Origin of the sequence: Pseudobutyrivibrio sp. UC1225 (genome assembly GCF_900115215.1) — a bacterium.
Taxonomy (GTDB): Bacteria; Bacillota; Clostridia; order Lachnospirales; family Lachnospiraceae; genus Pseudobutyrivibrio.
Genome location: NZ_FOVQ01000008.1, coordinates 1 through 21,128, shown reverse-complemented (window position 1 = coordinate 21,128; position 21,128 = coordinate 1). Strand labels below are relative to the sequence as shown.

Annotated in this window: 16 protein-coding genes; 11 read left to right on the top strand and 5 right to left on the bottom strand. The window is 37.1% G+C overall.

The features are described 5' to 3' along the window. Positions 1-173: 173 nt before the first annotated feature. On the top strand, positions 174-503 hold the full coding sequence (locus tag BMZ41_RS10555; protein WP_090529474.1) for a hypothetical protein: 330 nt from the start codon (positions 174-176) through the stop codon (positions 501-503). 240 nt (positions 504-743) lie between these two features. Here the strand turns inward: BMZ41_RS10555 and BMZ41_RS10550 are convergent, their stop codons facing one another. Next, positions 744-1,532, bottom strand: a complete 789-nt coding sequence (locus tag BMZ41_RS10550; protein ID WP_090529470.1) for a nuclease-related domain-containing protein — start codon at positions 1,530-1,532, stop codon at positions 744-746. Positions 1,533-2,003: 471 nt separating this feature from the next. After that, positions 2,004-3,059 carry a LacI family DNA-binding transcriptional regulator gene (locus BMZ41_RS10545; protein ID WP_090529467.1) on the bottom strand — a complete coding sequence of 352 codons (1,056 nt, stop codon included), beginning with the start codon at positions 3,057-3,059 and terminating at the stop codon, positions 2,004-2,006. Positions 3,060-3,306: 247 nt separating this feature from the next. Between BMZ41_RS10545 and BMZ41_RS10540 the strand changes: the two genes are divergently transcribed. The 7 genes from BMZ41_RS10540 (at position 3,307) to BMZ41_RS10510 (ending at position 12,290) form a co-directional block, all read left to right on the top strand. After that, positions 3,307-4,218 (top strand): ABC transporter permease, encoded by a 912-nt coding sequence (locus BMZ41_RS10540; RefSeq protein ID WP_090529464.1) that lies wholly within the window; start codon positions 3,307-3,309, stop codon positions 4,216-4,218. Between the two features lie 12 nt (positions 4,219-4,230). After that, positions 4,231-5,139 carry a carbohydrate ABC transporter permease gene (locus BMZ41_RS10535; RefSeq protein WP_028246112.1) on the top strand — a complete coding sequence of 303 codons (909 nt, stop codon included), beginning with the start codon at positions 4,231-4,233 and terminating at the stop codon, positions 5,137-5,139. Positions 5,140-5,189: 50 nt separating this feature from the next. After that, positions 5,190-6,851, top strand: a complete 1,662-nt coding sequence (locus tag BMZ41_RS10530) for an ABC transporter substrate-binding protein (RefSeq protein ID WP_090529461.1) — start codon at positions 5,190-5,192, stop codon at positions 6,849-6,851. A gap of 81 nt (positions 6,852-6,932) precedes the next feature. Then, entirely contained in the window at positions 6,933-8,456 is a 1,524-nt protein-coding gene (locus BMZ41_RS10525) for a glycoside hydrolase family 32 protein (RefSeq protein WP_090529458.1), read from the top strand. Positions 8,457-8,479: 23 nt separating this feature from the next. Beyond that, positions 8,480-9,439, top strand: coding sequence for a carbohydrate kinase family protein (locus tag BMZ41_RS10520; protein ID WP_090529455.1), 960 nt, complete (start codon positions 8,480-8,482; stop codon positions 9,437-9,439). Between the two features lie 211 nt (positions 9,440-9,650). Then, complete coding sequence (locus BMZ41_RS10515; RefSeq protein WP_090163608.1) at positions 9,651-10,973, top strand: replication-associated recombination protein A; 1,323 nt, start codon at positions 9,651-9,653, stop codon at positions 10,971-10,973. Between the two features lie 27 nt (positions 10,974-11,000). Beyond that, positions 11,001-12,290 carry an aspartate aminotransferase type Ic gene (locus BMZ41_RS10510; RefSeq protein ID WP_072915377.1) on the top strand — a complete coding sequence of 430 codons (1,290 nt, stop codon included), beginning with the start codon at positions 11,001-11,003 and terminating at the stop codon, positions 12,288-12,290. Positions 12,291-12,477: 187 nt separating this feature from the next. Here the strand turns inward: BMZ41_RS10510 and BMZ41_RS15935 are convergent, their stop codons facing one another. Further along, the gene (locus tag BMZ41_RS15935; protein ID WP_255405331.1) at positions 12,478-12,600 is read right to left on the bottom strand and encodes a hypothetical protein; all 123 of its coding nucleotides are present in this window, start codon (positions 12,598-12,600) and stop codon (positions 12,478-12,480) included. Between the two features lie 283 nt (positions 12,601-12,883). Here BMZ41_RS15935 and BMZ41_RS10505 point away from each other — a divergent pair, with 283 nt between their 5' ends. The 3 genes from BMZ41_RS10505 (at position 12,884) to BMZ41_RS10495 (ending at position 17,824) form a co-directional block, all read left to right on the top strand. After that, entirely contained in the window at positions 12,884-16,186 is a 3,303-nt protein-coding gene (locus BMZ41_RS10505; RefSeq protein WP_242942053.1) for a UvrD-helicase domain-containing protein, read from the top strand. Next, positions 16,177-16,725: a hypothetical protein gene (locus BMZ41_RS10500; RefSeq protein ID WP_090529453.1), complete on the top strand. Its 549-nt coding sequence runs from the start codon at positions 16,177-16,179 to the stop codon at positions 16,723-16,725. Before BMZ41_RS10505 ends, BMZ41_RS10500 begins: the two co-directional genes overlap by 10 nt. 61 nt (positions 16,726-16,786) lie before the next feature. Continuing rightward, a complete protein-coding gene (locus BMZ41_RS10495) occupies positions 16,787-17,824 on the top strand; it encodes an aldo/keto reductase (RefSeq protein ID WP_090529636.1) in 1,038 nt (345 codons plus the stop codon). Between the two features lie 22 nt (positions 17,825-17,846). On the opposite strand, the gene BMZ41_RS10490 is transcribed toward BMZ41_RS10495, so the two are convergent. Next, positions 17,847-19,079: an MFS transporter gene (locus tag BMZ41_RS10490; protein WP_090529450.1), complete on the bottom strand. Its 1,233-nt coding sequence runs from the start codon at positions 19,077-19,079 to the stop codon at positions 17,847-17,849. A 432-nt stretch (positions 19,080-19,511) separates the two neighbouring features. Further along, a complete protein-coding gene (locus BMZ41_RS10485; RefSeq protein ID WP_090529447.1) occupies positions 19,512-21,017 on the bottom strand; it encodes an ISLre2 family transposase in 1,506 nt (501 codons plus the stop codon). Positions 21,018-21,128: the final 111 nt, after the last annotated feature.

Genomic DNA, 21,128 nt, shown 5'->3' with positions numbered 1-21,128 from the left:
TCACAGAAAGTGATGGAGGTCTAATTTTTTCTTACGGTTATAGTCCTGGAGTTATACCGAGGATTTGGTGGTTATGTTTAGTGTGAAGTATTGATGTCCTTCTATTAAAAATTTATCACATTTAGTTGCTAATATATACAAAGGTACTCAGTAACACATATAGGAGTAAGATTATGAATAAGAAAACTAGAAAAGCTTCAAAGGAATTGACAATAGTAGCAAATGTAATATTCACATGTGGATTAATTATAGGTTCAATAGTTGTTATTCTTGGTGTATTTTCCATTACAACAGGTCAAAATAGTAACTTTAGTGGAGTCCTGAGTTTAAGTGGAATTAGTGCGATTATTGTAGGAATAATTATAATGCTATGGCATTACGTTCTTTATGCAGTATTAGAGGGATTCTCTGCACTTGTAGCAAATTCGGATCGAGGAGAAACAATAAATGCTATGTATGAGTTAAATGATACTTTGAAGAAATATATGGAATCAAATAAATAAGAAGATAAAACTTGTTAGAGGCTCAATTTTTTGAGCCTCTTATAATTTGATAATTAGTTTGTAGGTATGTATCCATCATGGTATACATATTTTCACTTCAATTGGTAGTAGAAGATGGAGGTATAATCACTTATCATATGCTCTTGAAAAATGATTAATAAAATTTTTAAATTCATCGTTTTCGTCCTTGACGAAAGGGCAAAATTGCTGTTTTCCTCTTGTTCTTTGTTTTTCAAAGCTTTATATATTTTTAATGAATTTACATTTTGGGTAATTAGAGCATCCATAAAATCTATTTCCAGCATATATTCCGTTTTTTGCTTGCCTTAATACTAAAGTTCCTCCACATCTAGGGCAAATATCTCCCTGCTGTTTTTCCTGTATTTTTTGAATATGGATTTTTTTCTTTTCCTTAGATGCATCCGTAAGCGGTAGAAGAGTATTATAAAAAGTTTTTATTTCCTCCTTGCTATAGCGAGTAGGAGTGTTATCCCAAATTTTTTTAATTAGTTTCTTTAGTTTTTTCTCATAACATATATAAACATTATCTTTGCTTACATTAACATCTTTTAATTCGCAGTTACCACCAAACACTATTATGGATATAGCTGATATATCGCCCAGATAATGTTTTAAGGCTGTTATATGAGTATTATTTTGCCATACCGGGTTATAAAACTTGTATTTCTCAACTTTACTGCCACCATACCAATTTTTCCCAGCATAAAGTGTACTGGTCCATTGTTGGCGCCTATCATCTCCAAAGATATAACCGCTGTAGTTTTTACTTTCAATTACAAAGAAACCTTTACATGTTATATATAACAAATCTATCTCTGATGTCGAGCCGTCAGCTCTTGGGACATAAATATTCCTTAAGCAATAACCGTCATATCCCCAGAAGTTGATACTATTTAAATCTTTTTCTATTTTTTGTTCGCCTTTTTTGCCAATTGCTTCTGGTGTATGAGATATAGCACTTATAAAAGAAACTACAAAAATTAATAGAATAATTACTAATATTTCCATAGATAAAACCTCATAACTAGTAATTAATACATTTCGTTAAAGCAATTATATTATCAATCGATGGTAAAAATGTGATGCATAAAAACTGATAAGAGTAAGTATGTACAGTAATTTAGTTGGTTTCGCAGACGACTCGGTGCTCTAATTACTACAATTAATAAGGTTAATAGATGCATTGCGCTTTTTAGCAATATCAAGGATTATTCCTGTTCCATGATATTGCTGAAAAGCGTAAATTTTTGAAAAAGTGATTATAAAACCGACCTACCATTTATTGAACAGGTGAAAACATTATAAACCCCTGTTTTGGCCCGTAAAGCATTTCGCAAAAATATAAATTGTTTAAATTTGCGAAATGGAAAATATTTATGAAAGTTAAGCTAGAAGACATTATTGAAGCACTGGAGATAGAATATTAAAGTAACAAAAAAAGGCTGCTCACTATGGACAACCTTTTTTGTTATGTGAATATTAATCTTTAGTGGAACCTCTTAAGATAAGATTTGCCTCCGTATATACGGTACGATAATTCAAATCTGGCTGCTCAATTCTTGATACTAAAAGATTGGCAGCAGTGAATCCCATAATCTGGGAATGAATGTGGCAGGTGGTGAGTGCAGGAGTCATTACCTTTGACTCAGCAGAATCATCGAAGCCACAAATCATAACATCCTCTGGGTATGAATGCTTTTGAATTTTGAGACAGTTTACAAGATCGATAGCAACGAAATCATTTGCGCAGATAAAAAGCTCTGGTAATTTCTCGAGCTTTGATAGCTCTTCGAAAAGGCAAGCAAAATATTCTGGTCCATGCTTGTGAATATCTGTGAGACAGTATTCCTCGTTAATATCTAATCCATTTAAGAACATAGCATTTCTAAAAGCTACATATCTTTCAAAGAAAGATCGACAGTGATTTGATTCTCCTATGAATCCTATTTCTTTTACACCGCGTTTTTTCATCTCAGAGATGAGAGTGAATATGCCAGTGGTATTGTCCATAAGAAGAACATCACCAGCAAGCTGATGGCTATAGCTTCCAACAGGAGCATCTACAAATAAAATAGGAATGTTTAAATCGCAAAGCATTTCACAGTACTTTTGATTAAACATTTCGACACAGATGATGCCTTGAGTTCTTTCCTTATTAAAGCTGGCTGGAAGACTAAGGTTTTCTACATTCTCAGGTGTGATTCTCTGCATTGTAAGTCCATAGCCAAGCTGTGTTATTTCATATTGAAATTTATCAAGCATAGTAGATGCAAAATGTGAATTGTCTAGAAATGTGCCACTGAAAAAAGCAATATCTCCAGTTGCTAAAGGTTTTTTTGCTGAGGCCTTATCTAGGAAATCTTCCATAGAATTAGCATATGAGAATTGCTTATATCCCATCTCAACAGCTTTTGCTAAAACCTTTTCTCTGGTGGCATCTGCTAAGATACCTGTATTATTGATAGCCTTTGAAACTGTATTTCTAGATACCCCGAGGGCATCTGCAATATCTTGAATGGTGACTTTATTCGCCATAATAATCCCCCAAACGTAGTTGAATTTTATTGTCCTAACTATCATAAAATGTAAAAATCATTTTGTCAAATGTAAAAATGTGAAAAAATTATGATACATTTGAACAAAAGTAAATAGCCCATTCTGTATACATTACACAAACCTGAAATAACAATTGCGACATATGTAAAAATGTGTTATATTTAACTCATCGAAAAACTTGTGCAAATGCACAAATGCACAAACAAGTGCAACATAAGGAGGAGAAATGAAGACGAAGGCGAAAATGCATAACACTTGGTTGTATGTGATGCATCATTGGAGATTATATGTGTTCTTTTTAGGACCAGCATTATTACTGACTATAATTTTCAGATACTTACCAATGGGTGGTATATTAATTGCTTTTGAAAAGTATAGTCCATTCAAAGGATTCTTAAATAGTGAGTGGGTTGGTTTTGAATATTTCAGGCAATTTCTTACATCACCAGATTTTATGACATATCTGGTAAACACTTTGAAGCTTAGTGTGTTCGGATTATTGTGGGGCTTCCCAGTACCAATTATCTTAGCACTGCTACTTAATAGAATAGAGAGCGCACGAATCAAACAGAAGATTCAGTTGGTACTCTATATGCCAAACTTTATCTCAGTTATCGTACTTTGCGGTATGGTTAGAATTTTCCTTTCAGTAACAGGACCACTTAATATGTTACTTGGAACTACAATCAATTTCCTAACATTACCAGAAGCGTTCAGACCAATTTACATTATATCTGGTATCTGGCAGGGTGCAGGTTGGGCATCAATTATGTACACTGCAGCACTTGCAAATGCAAGCCAGGAACTTAAAGAAGCTGCTCAGATTGATGGAGCAAACATCTTCCAGCAGATCAAAGCAGTTGAGTGGCCAGCAATTAAAGATATGGTAGTTATCCAGTTTATTCTTCAGGCCGGAAACATCATGAGCCTTGGCTTTGAAAAGGCATACGCATTACAGACAGATTTGAACTTAGGTGCATCAGAAATCATTGCTACCTATGTATATAAGAAAGGTCTTCTGGATGGAAACTATAGTTATTCAACAGCCGTTGGTTTGTTCAACACTGTTATCAACCTTATCTTATTAATAGTTGTTAATAAGGTGGTTGAAAAGATGAATGACGGACAGGGACTTTAATTGGAGGTTATGATGGAAACAAAGAAGAAAAAAAGTAAATTCGCCAAGTATTCACTAGGCGATAAGACATTCTTACTTATTGGATATATACTTTTGGGTCTATTCGTTCTTGCGATTATCGTACCTATGATTTACATCGTTATCGCATCATTTATGGATCCAATCACTCTTCAGAATAAGGGTCTTACATTCGATTTAGAAAAGTGGACACTTACAGCTTATGAAAGAGTTATTTCAAATGCACAGATTTGGGTTGGCTTTAAAAACTCAATTCTTTATTCAGTATTATTTACATTTTTATCTGTGTTTATCACAATGCTTTGTGCTTATCCAATGTCATTGGAGGAGTTCAAGGGAAGAAAATTCTTTAACACCATTTTTATGATTACTATGTTCTTTGGTGGTGGATTGATTCCTACATATTTGTTGATAAGCAAGATGGGCTTACTTGATAGCATGTGGGCAGTAATTCTTCCTGGAACATTCTCAGTTTGGAATATGATTATTGCCAGAACATATTATAGAGGTATCCCTTCAGAGTTAAGAGAAGCTGCAGAAGTAGACGGAGCTAATGAACTAACCTTTTTCTTCAAAATCCTTTTGCCAGTTTGTGCTCCTGTAATTGCTGTTCTCTGTCTATGGCAGTTCGTTGGAATGTGGAATAGTTATTTCGACGCTATGATATATCTTAATTCTGCTTCAAAACAACCTTTGCAGTTGGTTTTAAGATCTATACTGATTCAAAATCAGCCAGATCCGGGAATGATTGCTGATATGCAGTCGACAGCTCAGAGAGCACAATTGGCAGAACTACTTAAGTACGCAACCATCATTATTTCAAGTTTACCACTTTTAGTAATGTATCCATTCTTCCAGAAGTACTTCGATGCAGGTATCATGGTTGGTTCAGTAAAGGGTTAATAAGTAAATAGCAGCAAAAGCTGTTATATAAATAGGAGGAGAACAAGAAAATGAAGAAGAGAAATGCAAAACGTATTGTAGCTGCAGCTCTTGCAATGACAATGGCATCATCGATGTTTGTCGGCTGTGGCAAGGGTGGAAACAGCTCAAGCAATGCAGACAAGGTTGACGCAAGCAATATCACTTGGCCACTTGCAGAGCAGGTAACAATCACAGGAACAATCAGCTATCCTGTAGGAACAGAGGAGAATCCTAACAACCGTACAATCTTCAAGAGACTTGAGGAAGAGACAAACGTACACGTTGATTGGACAGCAATCTCATCTGATCAGTGGGGTGATAAGATTTCCCTCAATATGTCAAATGTAAACACACTTACAGATATGGTATTTAATGCTGGTTTTGGTGACAACGACTTAATCAGATATGCAGATCAGGGCGTTATCGTTCCAGTTGAGGAATACATTGACAACAACATGCCAAATCTTAAGGCAGTATTTGATAAGTACCCAGAGTACAGAACAATGTGCGAGGACGAGGATGGACACATTTGGGCACTTCCTTGGATTGAGCAGCTTGGTAGCGAAAAGACTGCTATCCAGACAGTTGGTAACAATATGACATTCATCAACCAGAAGTGGCTTGACTTCCTTGGACTTGAGACACCTACAACAGTTGATGAGTTCGAGCAGGTACTTTTAGCATTCCAGGAGCACGCTTCAGAGCTTCAGAAGGAATTCGGTATTGATGGTGACATCATTCCTATGTCTTGCATCGTAAACGATCAGGATCCAAACCTTCTTACAAACGGTTTTGGCGATGGTATCGGTGATGTAGATATGGGTCAGCATATTGCAGTAACAGATGACAAGAAGGTTATTTGTACAGCAACAACTGATGGTTTCAGAAAGGGTACAGAATGGCTCCACAAGCTTTACGCTGAAGGCCTCATCGACCCAGAGTGCTTTACTCAGGACTGGGCTACATACGTAGCAAAGGGTAAGTCACACAGATATGGTGTTTGCTTCTCTTGGGATGTTGCTAACATCGATAACATTACAGACTATGTACCACTTAAGGCTTTAAAGGCTGATACAGTAAACGTTACACCACAGAACGGTTCATTCACATCAGGTTTCGACAGAGGTCGTTGCGTAATCACAAGTGTATGTAAGAATCCTGCATTCGTTTGCGCTTGGCTTGACAAGATGTACGATCCATTCCAGTCTCCACAGAACAACTGGGGAACATATGGTGAGGACGATGATTTCGATATCTTTGAATTAGGCGAGAACGCTGATGGCGAGAAGATGCTTAAGCATGCACCACTTGGCGATGCTTCTCCAGTAGAAGTACGTGAGGCTGAGTGCGTTGGTGGTCCTCTTGCAATCTTAGATGAGTACTACGGAAAGTATGTAACTTGCCCAGATGATGCTCAGTATCGTCTTGATTGGATTAAGGATTACTACACAGATGATATGCATGGCAAGTATGTATACCCACGTGTATTTATGAACTCTGAAGATACAGAGAAGCTTTCAGCAATCCAGGCAGACTTAGTAAGCTACCTTAACTCAAGCAAGGCTGAGTTCATCAGAGATGGTATCACAGATGATTCTTGGAATGCTTACCTCAAGCAGGTAGATGATTATGGTGTAGCAGAGTACCTTGATATTTATCAGAAGTACTTTGACGATTTCTACGCTAACTAAAAGTATTTTGTGGGCGCTTTTATAAGTTGCCCACAAAGTTTTTATAAACAAGCTATAACTTAGGAAGGAATTTAATTAACTATGAACAGTCAGACTCTTCGCGAAGCAAGAAAATACGAAGAAGCACAGGAAAAACTTATTGCAAAAGAAACCCGACCAAAGTTTCATTTAACACCACGTGTTGGTTGGATGAATGATCCAAATGGTCTTTGCTATTATGAAGGCAAATATCACATGTTTTATCAGTATCATCCATATGATGCCCACTGGGGCCCAATGCACTGGGGTCATGCAGTAAGTACTGATTTACTTCATTGGGAGTTCCTTCCTGCAGCTTTAGCTCCAGACGAATTCTATGATAAGGATGGAGTATTTTCTGGAAGCGCTATTACACTTGAGGATGGTAGACATCTTCTTATGTACACAGGTGTTATGAAGCGCACAGTAGAAAATGGACAGATGAAAGAATTCCAGACACAGTGTGTTGCTGTTGGTGATGGAATTGATTATGAAAAATACGAAAACAACCCAGTAATCAATGCTGACTTAATTCCAGAGGGCTCTAGCAAAACTGATTTTAGAGATCCAAAGATTTGGAAGAAGGCAGATGGTACATATAGAGTACTTGTAGCTAATCGTGCAGCAGATGGCAGCGGTCAGCTCTTATTATTCAAGAGTAACGATTGCTTTAAATGGGAATTTGAAAAGGTTTTCGCGTCTAATAAAGGCAGATATGGTCTTATGTGGGAGTGCCCTGATTTCTTTGAATTAGATGGCAAGGGAGTACTCCTTACAAGCCCACAGGATATGCTTCCAGAAGGCTTCGAATTCCATAATGGTAATGGAAATATCTGCATTATTGGTGGATATGATGATGCTACCGATTCCTTTACAGAGGAAAAGGTTCAGGCTGTAGATTATGGTATCGATTATTACGCTATGCAGACTGTTGAAATGATAGATGGCAGACGTGTAATGATTGGTTGGATGCAGAACTGGGATACAGCAGGTGCTCACGACGCCAGAGAGCCTTGGTTTGGACAGATGGCTCTTCCAAGAGAAATCTCTATCAAAGATGGAAGATTACGCCAGTGGCCAATCAAAGAATTAGAGGCTATGAGAAGCGGCAAGGTTGAGTACAACAACTTTGAAATTTCTGCAACAACAGATTTAAAGGACAGAGATAGCGAGTCAATTGACGGAGCAATTTCTCTTGAAGGAATCAATGGTCGTTGTGTAGATTTAGAGCTTGAAGTAAGACCAAAAGATGTTGATGCAATGTTTGACAAGTTTGTCATTTCTATTGCAGCAGATGAAAAATATCATACCGATATTGTTCTTAGACCTAAGGAGAATATCGCAAAAATCGATAGAAAGTTCTCTGGTAGCAGACGAGCAATAGTGCACCAGCGTAGAGCTCATATTCCTTGGAATAAGGATTCTATTAAGCTTAGAATTGTTATGGATAGATACAGTATGGAAGTATTCTTTGAGGATGGTCTTTATGTAATGACAGCTTCACTTCCTACAGATGTATCATGCGATGGAATCTTCTTCAATACAAATGAAGATGCAATTCTTAACATTGTTAAATACGATTTATAAAAAGCGCTTAGGGAGATTATTAAATGGTTGATGTAGTTGCATTAGGAGAGCTATTAATAGACTTTACTGAAAATGGTATAAGCGAGCATGGAAATCCAATACTGGAGGCAAATCCAGGTGGAGCTCCTTGTAATGTGCTTGCAATGCTCCAAAATTATGGCAAGTCCACAGCCTTTATTGGCAAGGTGGGAGACGATAATTTTGGTCATATGCTTTCAAATACTGTAGCAGGTCTTGGCATTAATGTAAGTGGATTAAAGTATGACAAGGATGTTCATACTACTCTTGCATTTGTTCATACCTATGAGGATGGTGACAGAGATTTTTCTTTCTATAGAAATCCTGGAGCAGATGTTATGCTCTCAGCTGATGAAGTGGATACTGACCTTATTAAGAGCGCAAAGATTTTCCATTTCGGTACCCTTTCAATGACACACAAGACTGTGGAAGAAGCAACTATTAAGGCTTTGGATACTGCAAAAGAAAGCGGTATCTTAGTAAGCTTTGATCCTAATCTTAGACCACCACTTTGGTCAGATTTAGAAATCGCTAAAGAAAAAATGGATTTTGGATTCCGTAAATGCGATATTCTTAAAATCTCTGATAATGAAATAGAGTTCTTTACTGGAGAGACAGATATCCTTAAAGGGGCTCAGATTATTAAGGAAAAATATGGAATAAAGCTTGTATGTGCCACACTTGGTAAAGATGGCAGCTATGCCTTGTATGGTGATACTGTTGTAGAGTGTGCTCCATTTTTAAATCCTAATACTATTGAAACAACAGGTGCAGGAGATACATTCATGGGGTCAGTTATCAATTCTGTTCTTGAGGTTGGAATAGACAATTATGATGAGGCTTCTCTTAAAGAGATGTTAACAACAGCAAATGCAGCGGCTTCTCTTATTACTACGCGACGTGGAGCTCTTAGGGTTATGCCTTCAGTAGAGGAAATACATAACTATATAAAAGCTGCAAAATAGAATTATTAGAGATGAAAATTTGTGCACTACGGACAAATGTCTCCCGGGGACAAACTTTTTATTGTAATATGGATTGAATTATAGTATAGTATCAAAGGTGATTACTTTAGCTTACTAAAGTGAAAGCTTTTGATACTATTTTTATTTTATGAATAGAACGTTTGTGCTATAATGTTTGTGCTAATAATTCGAAAAAATAGGAAGGTATCACATGGATCTTTTTGATTATATGAGGCAGGAAGCAAAGAAAAAGGAGTCGCCACTGGCAGCTCGTCTTCGACCTACCACACTTGATGAGGTAGTAGGCCAGCAGCACATCATTGGCAAGGATAAGCTCCTATATCGTGCCATAAAGGCAGACAAGCTTTCTTCTATCATATTTTATGGGCCTCCTGGCACAGGCAAGACTACTCTTGCTCAGGTTATTGCCCATACCACAGCAGCGGAATTTACATCTATAAATGCCACCACATCGGGAAAGAAGGACATGGAGGCCGTGGTGGAGGCCGCAAAGCAAACGCTCGGGGCTTACGGCAAAAAGACTATCTTGTTTATAGATGAGATTCATAGATTCAACAAGGGACAGCAGGATTACCTGCTTCCATTTGTTGAAGATGGCACTATCATCCTTATTGGTGCCACCACAGAAAACCCTTATTTCGAGGTTAACGGAGCTCTTCTATCAAGGTCTATCATCTTCGAACTGAAGCCACTTGAGGCAGATGACATTAAGACTTTGATTATGCGAGCAATCACCGACAGCGAAAAGGGACTGGGAAGCTATGATGCAGTCATTGATGATGATGCACTTGATTTCCTTGCAGACATTGCCAATGGCGATGCCAGAAGTGCCCTTACAGCTATCGAGCTTGGTGTGCTCACTACAGACAGAGCCGAAGATGGAAAAATTCATATTACAATAGATGTGGCCAGCGAATGTATCCAGCGAAGAGTTATCAAATACGACAAAGATGGCGATAACCATTATGACACCATCTCTGCTTTTATAAAGAGTATGAGAGGCTCGGATCCTGATGCAGCAGTTTATTATCTAGCTAGAATGCTATACGCAGGAGAGGATCCAAAGTTTATTGCCAGACGTATTTGCATCTGCGCATCTGAGGATGTAGGAAATGCAGATCCTATGGCACTTGTAGTTGCCACCAATGCATTTCTTGCAGTGGAAAGGATAGGTATGCCGGAATCACGGATTATTCTTTCACATGCAGCCACATATGTAGCCTGCGCACCAAAGTCAAATTCAGCCTACGGAGCTATTGATTTGGCTATGGCAGAGGTGAAGAATAATACCACGCGACCAATACCTACTCACCTTCAGGATGCTCACTACAAATCAGCTGGAAAGCTGGGGCACGGCATTGGCTACGAATATGCACACGATTTTCCAAATCACTTTTCACATCAACGCTACTTACCTGAAGGTTTGGAAATCGGTGATTTCTATCGACCAGGAAATCTGGGATATGAACAGGTTATCAATGAGTACTTGGATAAAGTACGTAATGATAAATAAATTAGGTAATAAAGGAAGGACCATGCAATGAAAAAGTACAGCGAAATGTCATTACAGGAATTAGAAGCAGAGAAAGAGCAGCTCTTTAGTCAGTACAAAGACTGGCAGCGCAAAGGCCTTAAGCTCGATATGAGTAGAGGAAAGCCATCAACAGAGCAGCTTAATCTTTCTATGCCTCTTTTAGATATTCTCGATGGCAAGTCTCTTATGAAGTGCATGAACGGAGTAGAGACTAGAAATTACGGACAGCTTGAGGGCATCGTTGAAGCACAGCATCTTATGGCAGAGATTATGGATTGCCAGCCAGAGCAGGTTATCGTAGGAGGAAACTCATCACTTAATCTTATGTTTGATGCAGTGGCTCGCGGTTACATGTTTGGTTTCGGTGGATGTACACCATGGTGCAAGCTTGAAAGAGTAAGATGGTTATGCCCAGTACCAGGTTATGACAGACATTTCGCTATTACACAGCATTTTGGTTTTGATATGATTAACGTCCCAATGAACGAGGACGGTCCAGATATGGATGTTGTAGAAGGCTTAGTTGCAGCAGACGACAGCATCAAGGGTATCTGGTGTGTACCTAAGTATTCTAATCCACAGGGTATCGTATATTCTGATGAGGTTGTTAGACGTATGGCTAATCTTAAGCCTGCAGCTAAGGACTTCAGAGTATTCTGGGATAACGCATATGCGGTACATCATTTATACAAGGAAAAGAAGAAGATTTTAAATATTCTTCACGAGTGTGAGGAAGCAGATAATCCAGACTTAGTATTTGAGTTTGCATCTACTTCAAAGATTACATTTGCAGGGGCTGGAATTGCTGCTATCGCTTGCAATCATAGAAATCGTGAGGAGCTTAAGAAGACACTTACAGTTCAGACAATTGGATTCGATAAGGTAAATATGATTCGTCACGCAAGATATTTTGCAGATGTAGAATCAGTTGATAAGCACATGGAGAAGCATGCTAAGATTCTTCGTCCTAAGTTTGAGCTTGTTATCAAGACAATGGAAAGAGATTTAGCTGAGCCAGAGTGTGGTAGCTGGATTTCACCAAAGGGTGGATACTTCATCACATTTGAGGCACCAAAGGGAACAGCTACTCGTATCGTAGATTTGGCTAAGGAGGCAGGCGTTGTTCTTACACCAGCAGGCGCTCCATTCCCATACCACATGGACCCTAACGATTCAATCATCCGTTTTGCTCCATCACTTCCACCAATCGAGGAGCTTGAGCAGGCAGCAGATGTATTTACAGTATGTGCTAGAATCGCATATGTTGAGAAGCTTATTAATATGAAGGCTGTATAAGGACTTGTAAATAGAAAAGTGAAACCACATAAAGATGTGGGATTGAAAAATTATAAATTGAGCTTTTGGATAATTGAGTGTATAATACTCATAAAGAAAGCACCCACTCCAAAGTGGATGCTCCCGAAAAAGGACTTAATTAGCTCTCAGTGAGAGCCGCCTCTTTCGTTTGCCGACGAGAGAGGCTTTATTTTTTTCGCTTGTTGTTTCTCTTATCGAGAAAGCTAAGCAACGCAAGCAGGAAACCACAAGCAGTAAAGAGTAATGCTAACAGTGTTAGCATAATCATTATCAATTCGTAGTCTGACATGTGCGCCACCTCCCTTCCAAAGTGACATCCAGCAGTGTGGAGCACCTTATAGATTGGCTCGGGAGATTTCCACCTCGTCGTGGGTACTTTCTGCGGTTAACCCGCGTTAACAATCTAGCACATATGTTCTACTTTCTCAATCGAACATCACATAATTCCGCGTATTTTATAAAGTACAAATCCACAACGGTATGTTATTGTAATTTTTGTGACAATATTTCTTTTGTCCGTCGTTTGATGCTATAATTTTAAATAATAGAAAACTAATGAGGAAGTATTAGTATTGAGCTTACTAGATAAACTATTGCCACGTGGAATTAAGAATAAGAAAGAGGTGGCAAAGAACGAGAATTTAATAAAGCTACATGAATTGTATGATGCATTAAGTGGTTTGTTGGAATGTAACCGATATATTTCAAAACGTGAGTATGTGCCTTTAATAAATAATTATGTGAATACAATTCAATTTTTTGATGCCATTAAATCAGGTAATATGGTAGAGCAATTCTGCGTTAAAAATGCGGAAGATTCTATTTATGTAAATAAAGCGATACATACATATTCGGAAATAGATAAGCTTATAGATGAGCACAATGAGGAGTTTATTGTTAATTCGTTGGATTCAGAAAAGCAATATCTTGATGAGGTTTTAAAACCAATAGATGAAGCAATAATACTTGATGATGATCAAAGACGAGTGGTTTTATCTGATGAAGACTATACATTGGTAATCGCTGGCGCTGGTGCAGGTAAAACAACCACAGTAGCTGCTAAGGTTAAGTATTTAGTAGATAAGCAAGGTGTTAATCCATCGCAAATTCTAGTTGTATCTTTTACTAATAAAGCTGTCAATGAGTTGAAAGAAAAGATTCAAGGTCAGCTAGGTATTCAATGCCCTATTGCAACCTTTCATTCTACGGGTAATGCAATAATTCATAAGAATTCTCCAGACGAGAAACTTAATATAGTAGATAATACAAAGCTTTATTTTGTGATAAGGGATTATTTTAGAAATTCCATTATGCGAAATGAATCAGTTGTAAATAATCTGATTATGTTTTTTGCTTCATATTTTGATGCTCCATATGTTGGAGAGGATTTTAATGGTTTCTTTAATAATATTGCTAAGGCTAATTATTCAACGATGAGAAGTGATTTGGAAGAGTTTAAGCGTAACGTAATTGATGCAAGAACCAAAAAATCAGTCACTATTCAAAATGAATTTCTACGCTCTCATCAAGAAGTGGAAATCGCTAACTTTCTTTATTTAAATAATATAGATTATGAATATGAACCATTATATCCATATGACATCTTGTATTCTCGTAAGCCATATACACCTGATTTTGTAATTCATCAAAATGGAAAAACAGCTTATATAGAGCATTTCGGAATATCAGAGGATGGAAAAAATGACAGATATAGTGAAGCAGAAATTGAACGATACAAAAAACAAATAAACGATAAAATATTACAACACCGCCAGCATAATACATTGTTGATTTATACTTTTTCAAAGTATAACGATAATAGACCACTAGTTATTCATCTTAAGGAACAGTTGGAAGACCATGGATTTATTATAAAGCCTCGGCCAAATAAAGAGGTAATGGAATTATTGGTGGCTGGAGAAGAGAATAGGTATACAAGAAGGCTTATTACACTAATTTGTCGTTTTATATCAAATTTTAAGGTGAATGGTTATAATGCAGATGAATTCAATAGAATGTATCATTCCACCCAGAATGTTAGAAGCAGACTTTTCTTGGACATATGCAATGATTGTTACTTGGAATATGAACGATGGCTCAAAGAAAATAAAGCTGTTGATTTTGAAGACATGATAAACGAGTCTGCTCGTATTCTTAAAGAAGTAAAGGATATGAAGCAGAAGCTAGACTTTAAATACATTATTGTTGATGAATATCAGGATATATCTCGCCAACGATTTGATTTAACTAAGGCATTAGCAGATGTAACTGATGCTAAAATCATAGCTGTAGGTGATGATTGGCAATCTATTTATGCATTTAGTGGCTCAGATATTACATTGTTTACTAAATTCGCAGAAAAAATGGGATATGCTAAGCAACTAAAAATAGTAAAAACTTATCGTAATTCTCAGGATGTAATAGATATAGCTGGTGGTTTTATTCAGAAGAATACATCGCAGATTTCAAAGAGATTAATTTCTCCAAAGACAATTGAAGACCCAGTATTAATATATACATATGATGGTAAAGCTAAAGCTAAGAACAATGAAAGAAGGAGTGGTTCAAATTATGCTCTAGCATATGCTGTTCAGACTTGTATTCAGGAATTAATTAAATACAAAAAGAAAGAAGGAAAGAAAGTTGGCACTATTTTACTGTTAGGGAGATATGGATTTGATGGAAATAATTTGGAACGAACCGGATTATTTGAATTTCAATATAAAACCAGCAAGGTGAAAAGTGTAAAATATCCTAATTTAAATATTACCTTTATGACTGCCCATTCATCAAAAGGACTGGGATATGATGATGTTATAATCATTAATGGTAAAAATGAAACATATGGCTTTCCATCAAAGGTAGAGGATGATCCTGTTTTATCATTTGTCCTAAAAGGCGATAATAGTATAGATTATGCCGAGGAACGAAGATTATTTTATGTTGCGATGACAAGAACAAAAAATAGAGTATTTGTTGTTGCACCAGAGCAAAATCCTTCTGAGTTTTTACTCGAATTAAAACATGATTATAAGAGTGTTCGATTAAATGGTAATTGGGATGAAAACTATGTTGCTAAAACCAATCGTAAGGCTTGTCCAATTTGTGGATATCCAATGCAGTTAAAGTATAAACCTGCATATGGATTGCCTTTATATATTTGTACAAACGAGCCAGAAGTGTGTGGCTTTATGACAAATGATCTTAAAGCTGGCAAACTAGCAATCCAAAAATGTGATCAATGCAGAGATGGCTATTTGATTGCTAGACGAGCAAATAATGAATATTTCCTGGGCTGTACTAATTACAAAAAGGACGGTACTGGTTGTAATCGAATGATGTCTAAGGAGTATTATTATAGGGGTATGGGCTATTCTCTAGATGAGGGTGATATAAGGCAACATTCAGTGCAGAGGTTGAAAACCTACGCAAGTTGTATTGATAAGCAGGCTAAGATGTTCCCATCTGAATATGTTAAGATAAAAAAACTAGAAACAGATTCAGTAGCTTATCAAGGGTTTGACTTAAATGAAGTAATATATATTATCGTAAATGCGAATCAAGAAATTAGTGAGAAAAAGTTTTATCCCTTAGAAACTTTATGTGATTATTTAATTGGGTTTGAATCAAACGTAATGTTTGATGATAAACTTCATATGCTTGAACATTTTGGCAAATTAAAAGAGTTAGGTGAAGAAAATGTACAAGTTATACTAGAGTGGATGCTTAAGGAAAATCTTCTCCTTAAAACAAGGGAAAATGTTCCAGTTATTCACTCTACATATGAGGGATTACATTATTCAGAGATAATTACTAAGAGTAAGATACTAGAGTTAAAAAAATATCTTGAACAGGAGGTTGTATTATGGAGATAGATATTAATAAGTTAGATACTGCAATCCTATATTTACAACGAATTGCGGATGGTAAAAATCCAGTGAATAATATGCCAGCTGAAAGTGATTCTGTCTTGAATAACCCTAATGTAATTAGATGCATGTATTTTACAAAAGAGATTTTGGAGGAGGTTAGAAGGAATGGTGGAAATATTGGAAAGAAATCTTCAAAAAAAGACTTGCCACCATTTCCGACAGATGTATTAAAGGACTATTTATATAGAGCAGACAAACCAATTACTAAATTTGTTGAGCAAATGAATGAATTAGTTGATTCAAATATTTATCAGAAAATTAGTTACAAGGTAATATCAGATTATCTAAAAGAAAATGGATATCTTATGGCTGTGGATATGCCTGATGGAAAGACTAACAATAGAGCTACAGAAAAAGGAAATGCCATAGGCATTATTTCTGAAGAAAGAACATCCACATCAGGCAAGCCTTACATTGCTACATTATATACAGAAAAAGCACAATCTTATATTATTGAACATATAAATGAGATATTAGGTTGACATAGTTGTTGTAAAAATGAAAATGTGGCCGGTATTTAGGAGGACTGGGATGAAAGAGAATATGAAAGAAGTCACATTAGGAAGCACAGGCATTAAGGTTCCACAGAACGGATTTGGAGCTCTTCCAATCCAAAGAGTTTCAGTTGAAGAAGCAGTAAAACTTCTCAGAAAAGCATATGATGGAGGTATGAGATTTTTCGATACAGCCAGAGCATATAGTGATAGTGAGATAAAGCTGGGGGAAGCTTTTGGAACTGGCTATGTTAAAAGGGAAGAAATCGTAATTGCTACAAAAACAGCAGCAAAGACTCCAGATGATTTTTGGAAAGATTTGGATACATCCCTTACAAATCTTAAAACTGATTACATTGATATTTATCAGTTTCATATGATGGGAAAGTGCTACAAGCCTGGAGATGGAACTGGAATGTATGAGTGTATGGTAGAGGCTAAGCGCCAGGGAAAGATACGTCATATTGCTGGAACCGCACATAAGCTTGGGGTTGCTAAAGAGCTTATCGAGTCTGGCTTATATGAAACAGTACAGTATCCTATGAGCTATTTGGCTTCAGATAAAGAGATAGAGCTTCTAAAGCTTTGCAATGAAAACAATGTGGGCTTCATTGGGATGAAGGGCCTGGCAGGTGGCCTTATTACAAATTCCAAGGCTGCTATGGCTTTCATCAGCCAGTTTGATGGAGCAGTTCCAATCTGGGGAATACAAAAGGAATCTGAGCTGGATGAATGGCTATCATATATGGATAATACACCAGAATATGATGCTGAAATAGCTAAGTTTATTGCGGATGAGAAGAATGAGCTTAGTGGAGAATTCTGTCGTGGATGTGGCTACTGCATGCCTTGTACAGTTGGTATCCAGATTAATCAGTGTAACAGAATGATTCTTATGCTTAGAAGGGCACCTAGTGCCGGATGGCTCAGCGAGCACTGGCAGGCAGAAATGGAAAAAATCAACGACTGTATTGAGTGTGGAAAATGCATGACCCACTGCCCATATGAACTGAATATTCCTGTACTTCTTAGAAAGAACCTGGAGGACTATAAAGAGGTCCTTGCAGGAAATAGAAAAGTGCAGTAATCAAATACGTAAGATGATGAGTTTAGTCAGCCTGTACATACAGCTGGCTAAACTCTTTTTTGTCTAAGTATACAAGCATCAGTGCCGCAATAACAGCAACCATAGTCATAGCGATGGAGAATGCCCAGGCGTATGAAGGGCCGAAGGCGTCAAACATTCTTCCGCTGCCGAACTGTGTGATGCCCTGCATAAAAGCACCGGCGAAGTTTGTTACTCCAAAGATACGTCCGCGGTGGCTCTCTGGTACACGTTCGGCTAGGAAAGCTCCCATCATGATAGTGGTGAGGATTTCGCCGAAGGTGAAGAGGGCGATAGAAATATAGTATCCTCCGATGATACCGAAGGACATTAAAAATGCTGCAAAGCTGATAGCCTGAAGGATTACACCTAAGGCGAATTTTTTGGTTAGATCAACCTTTTCAAAAATCATTGTGATAATAGGTGTAAACAATACTACTAAGAAACAGTTTACACTAGTGATAGTTCCATATATTATAGAGCCTTTCTCCGGAAAGGCTTTTGCTATGTCTAAAGGCATAAGGCATCCAAATTGAGAGTACGCGCCCTGATAAAATGCCAAAGAAATGATAAAGGCAATTAGCGCACCGCTATTTCTGATAATGCTCCAGATGTTTAGGCCATCGTCAGCGGATTCTTCTACATCCTCTGTAGGAGCTTCCTCCAGCTTTTCATCTTTTACGTACAGTCCAATTAATACTGTTGATACACTGATAGACAGACCACTGATTACAAAACACAGCCAGAGATAATTATTGAAAAGCAATCCAGCTAATGTAGGCGAGAGGATAAGTCCGATATTGGCTCCTAAATATAATAAAGAAAATGCTTTTTCTCTTTTTTCTGCAGGTGTAATATCAGCAACCAGAGCCTGATATGCAGGGCCTTCCAAAGTCTGGAAAAAAGCGCCTACCAACAGTACGCAGATGGAGAATATTGAAAGAGGCAGGAAACCACTGATGACAAATAAAACAATAGACACAATGTCACAGTAAATAATGACATGCTTCTTATTGAACCTGTCAGCCACATGTCCACCCAAAAGATTTGCAGGTAAAAATAAAATGCCAGAGCAAATAGTAAAAAGCGCAGTTTCAGTGGCATTGAACCCAATTTTCTTATTAAGAATAAGTGTTAGCATAGGCCAAATCATGGCACCCAAATTGGTGACAATTCGACCTATAAACAGTATGTAATTAGCTCTACGTAAACCCTTATATTGGCTGAATAATTTCATCTTGTCTCCTATTTGTGCTTCGTATTTACGATATTTATTGGATTATATCTGATAAAAAACTTGATTACAAGTAGTGCCAGCGGGGGGGCAGCGTAAATTTGTACTCGGAAATCACAGAAAAGACTATCCCTGTGTTTTATGATAAGAATTAGATTTGTTATAATCTTACTCTTTTTCTCTTTTAAAAGGAAGCCCTGCTTCGCAGGCCTCTAATTAAGTGCACAAAGCGTACTTTACTGTACGACAAATAATCCTTCGTTTGCTTGTTGATATTTTATCTGCCTTGAAATGGGTGTCAAGGACTTCAGCCTTCGGTGCGTAGCATCCTTGACTCCCATTTCTGGGCAGATACACTGTAAATCAAGCAAATGAAAGATTAGGTTTGTGCGAAGCACGTTTATTAAAGGCAACACCGTCAGGTGTTGTTTCCTTCTAAAACCAACTTCTTATATAGTAATAATCATGATTTTTATTGATTTCATCTTCCAAATATTTAGGCAAAGCTGAATGAAAGCACTCTATGTATTTTCCATACTCCTTATCAGAAAAGGTACGATCTCTTTTATTGGCTGTTACCATCTTTGTAGCAGATATTTCTAATTCTTCTGTGCCAGCTGCTTTAGAAAGTACTTCCTTTTGATACCTTGCTAATTCAAGCATGTTTCCTGAATTATACGTATATTCTCTGAATCTAGCCATTTGAGATGCTCCATGATGACTCCATCCTAACGGGTCTGTACTCATTCTAGATGACAACACATGGTAAACATGCCCCTCAGTACTACTTCCAACCACATTTTCTAATCTAGATAGTCTTATTTTTGCAGCCGACCAGTTTTTAAGGATGTAATCTGAACTAGATTTTATTCTATTCACATCCGACTCAGATTTTGCGTAATCCAAAAGTCTTTCTACAAGTCTGTTGAAATCATCTTTTGTAGCCTGCCGTATTGTTTTTCTTATTTCTCTTTGCGCATCCCAAGATGTATCTAACATATGGCTTGTCATCTTAAAAATGTACTTACTAAGATGAAATTCATCTAGGACATATTTAACCCCAGCTATGTGATTTAGTCCTTCCTTAATCCAGCTACCTCCGTCTGCGTTAAGATATATTTTCTCTAAACACTCTGTATCATAAAAGTTTTCTATATATTCAAAAACTTCCTTCCATAGTTCTTTATTATCTTGCTCTGTCCCTCTACAAAAATAATGAGTTCCTATCAAGCAATTACGTTTGCTTCCTGGAGCTTCAGGTTCAATCCCTTCATAAACATATATGATTTTATTTATCGCCCCATTATTCTTTCGTCCCATGGAATTTACAACTAAATCCCCCTTAGTCTCTTTAAACTGAAGAGCGTAATGATCTTCATCTGCATCTATGTACAAGTACTTTACTTTTTTCTTTTCCCTAGGAATTTCCAGCTTGGGAAATCTGGTTTTATGTAGTAGTTCTTTTACAGCCTCCTTACTTATGGCATCTTCACTACAAATACTTTGACCTGCTCTACGGTAAGAAGTCTGAGTTGCTTCTTCATAAACTTTTGCAATTGCATCCACACTTAGGTGCTGATTCTCTGTTAGACCAAGAGCTTTATCCAACAGGTAACACATAACCTCTTTACCGTCTTCAGTTTTGAGATCTTTAGAAGTAAATAACGTCTTGGTGTAATTTATCGTTCCTAAAGATGTAATAAGAGACTTATTATCATGTGTTTCAACCACCCAATGTTTCTTTCTTTTATCACTTTCACGTATAAGTTGATCCATTTCCTCAAGTGTCTCTTCAATAAAAATACGGCCTAGTTTCCTTACCTCACTTTCAACATTTAGTATAAACTCAGCTAAATCTTTTGGGTTTTGATATAACTCTTTTTGTATTTCTAAAAATCTTTGAATGCACACTTCTCCAAAATACTGTATACTCTTTTGCATAAAAGAACATCCTCCCTTGATAAAGTTTTTTTCGCAAACCATAACCTTATCACAAGAAGGATGTTCTTTTTGTATTTATTCTATTTTTTCCGACTAAAAGTTTACTCTAGC

Excerpts from the sequence above, each read along its gene's own strand:
- BMZ41_RS10525 (WP_090529458.1), top strand. The coding sequence starts at position 6,933 with ATGAACAGTCAGACTCTTCGCGAAGCAAGAAAATACGAAGAAGCACAG.
- BMZ41_RS10535 (WP_028246112.1), top strand. The coding sequence starts at position 4,231 with ATGGAAACAAAGAAGAAAAAAAGTAAATTCGCCAAGTATTCACTAGGC.
- BMZ41_RS10500 (WP_090529453.1), top strand. The coding sequence starts at position 16,177 with ATGGAGATAGATATTAATAAGTTAGATACTGCAATCCTATATTTACAA.
- BMZ41_RS10495 (WP_090529636.1), top strand. The coding sequence starts at position 16,787 with ATGAAAGAAGTCACATTAGGAAGCACAGGCATTAAGGTTCCACAGAAC.
- BMZ41_RS10515 (WP_090163608.1), top strand. The coding sequence starts at position 9,651 with ATGGATCTTTTTGATTATATGAGGCAGGAAGCAAAGAAAAAGGAGTCG.
- BMZ41_RS10510 (WP_072915377.1), top strand. The coding sequence starts at position 11,001 with ATGAAAAAGTACAGCGAAATGTCATTACAGGAATTAGAAGCAGAGAAA.
- BMZ41_RS10550 (WP_090529470.1), bottom strand. The coding sequence starts at position 1,532 with ATGGAAATATTAGTAATTATTCTATTAATTTTTGTAGTTTCTTTTATA.
- BMZ41_RS10485 (WP_090529447.1), bottom strand. The coding sequence starts at position 21,017 with ATGCAAAAGAGTATACAGTATTTTGGAGAAGTGTGCATTCAAAGATTT.
- BMZ41_RS10540 (WP_090529464.1), top strand. The coding sequence starts at position 3,307 with ATGAAGACGAAGGCGAAAATGCATAACACTTGGTTGTATGTGATGCAT.
- BMZ41_RS10490 (WP_090529450.1), bottom strand. The coding sequence starts at position 19,079 with ATGAAATTATTCAGCCAATATAAGGGTTTACGTAGAGCTAATTACATA.
- BMZ41_RS10520 (WP_090529455.1), top strand. The coding sequence starts at position 8,480 with ATGGTTGATGTAGTTGCATTAGGAGAGCTATTAATAGACTTTACTGAA.
- BMZ41_RS10545 (WP_090529467.1), bottom strand. The coding sequence starts at position 3,059 with ATGGCGAATAAAGTCACCATTCAAGATATTGCAGATGCCCTCGGGGTA.
- BMZ41_RS15935 (WP_255405331.1), bottom strand. The coding sequence starts at position 12,600 with ATGTCAGACTACGAATTGATAATGATTATGCTAACACTGTTAGCATTA.
- BMZ41_RS10530 (WP_090529461.1), top strand. The coding sequence starts at position 5,190 with ATGAAGAAGAGAAATGCAAAACGTATTGTAGCTGCAGCTCTTGCAATG.
- BMZ41_RS10555 (WP_090529474.1), top strand. The coding sequence starts at position 174 with ATGAATAAGAAAACTAGAAAAGCTTCAAAGGAATTGACAATAGTAGCA.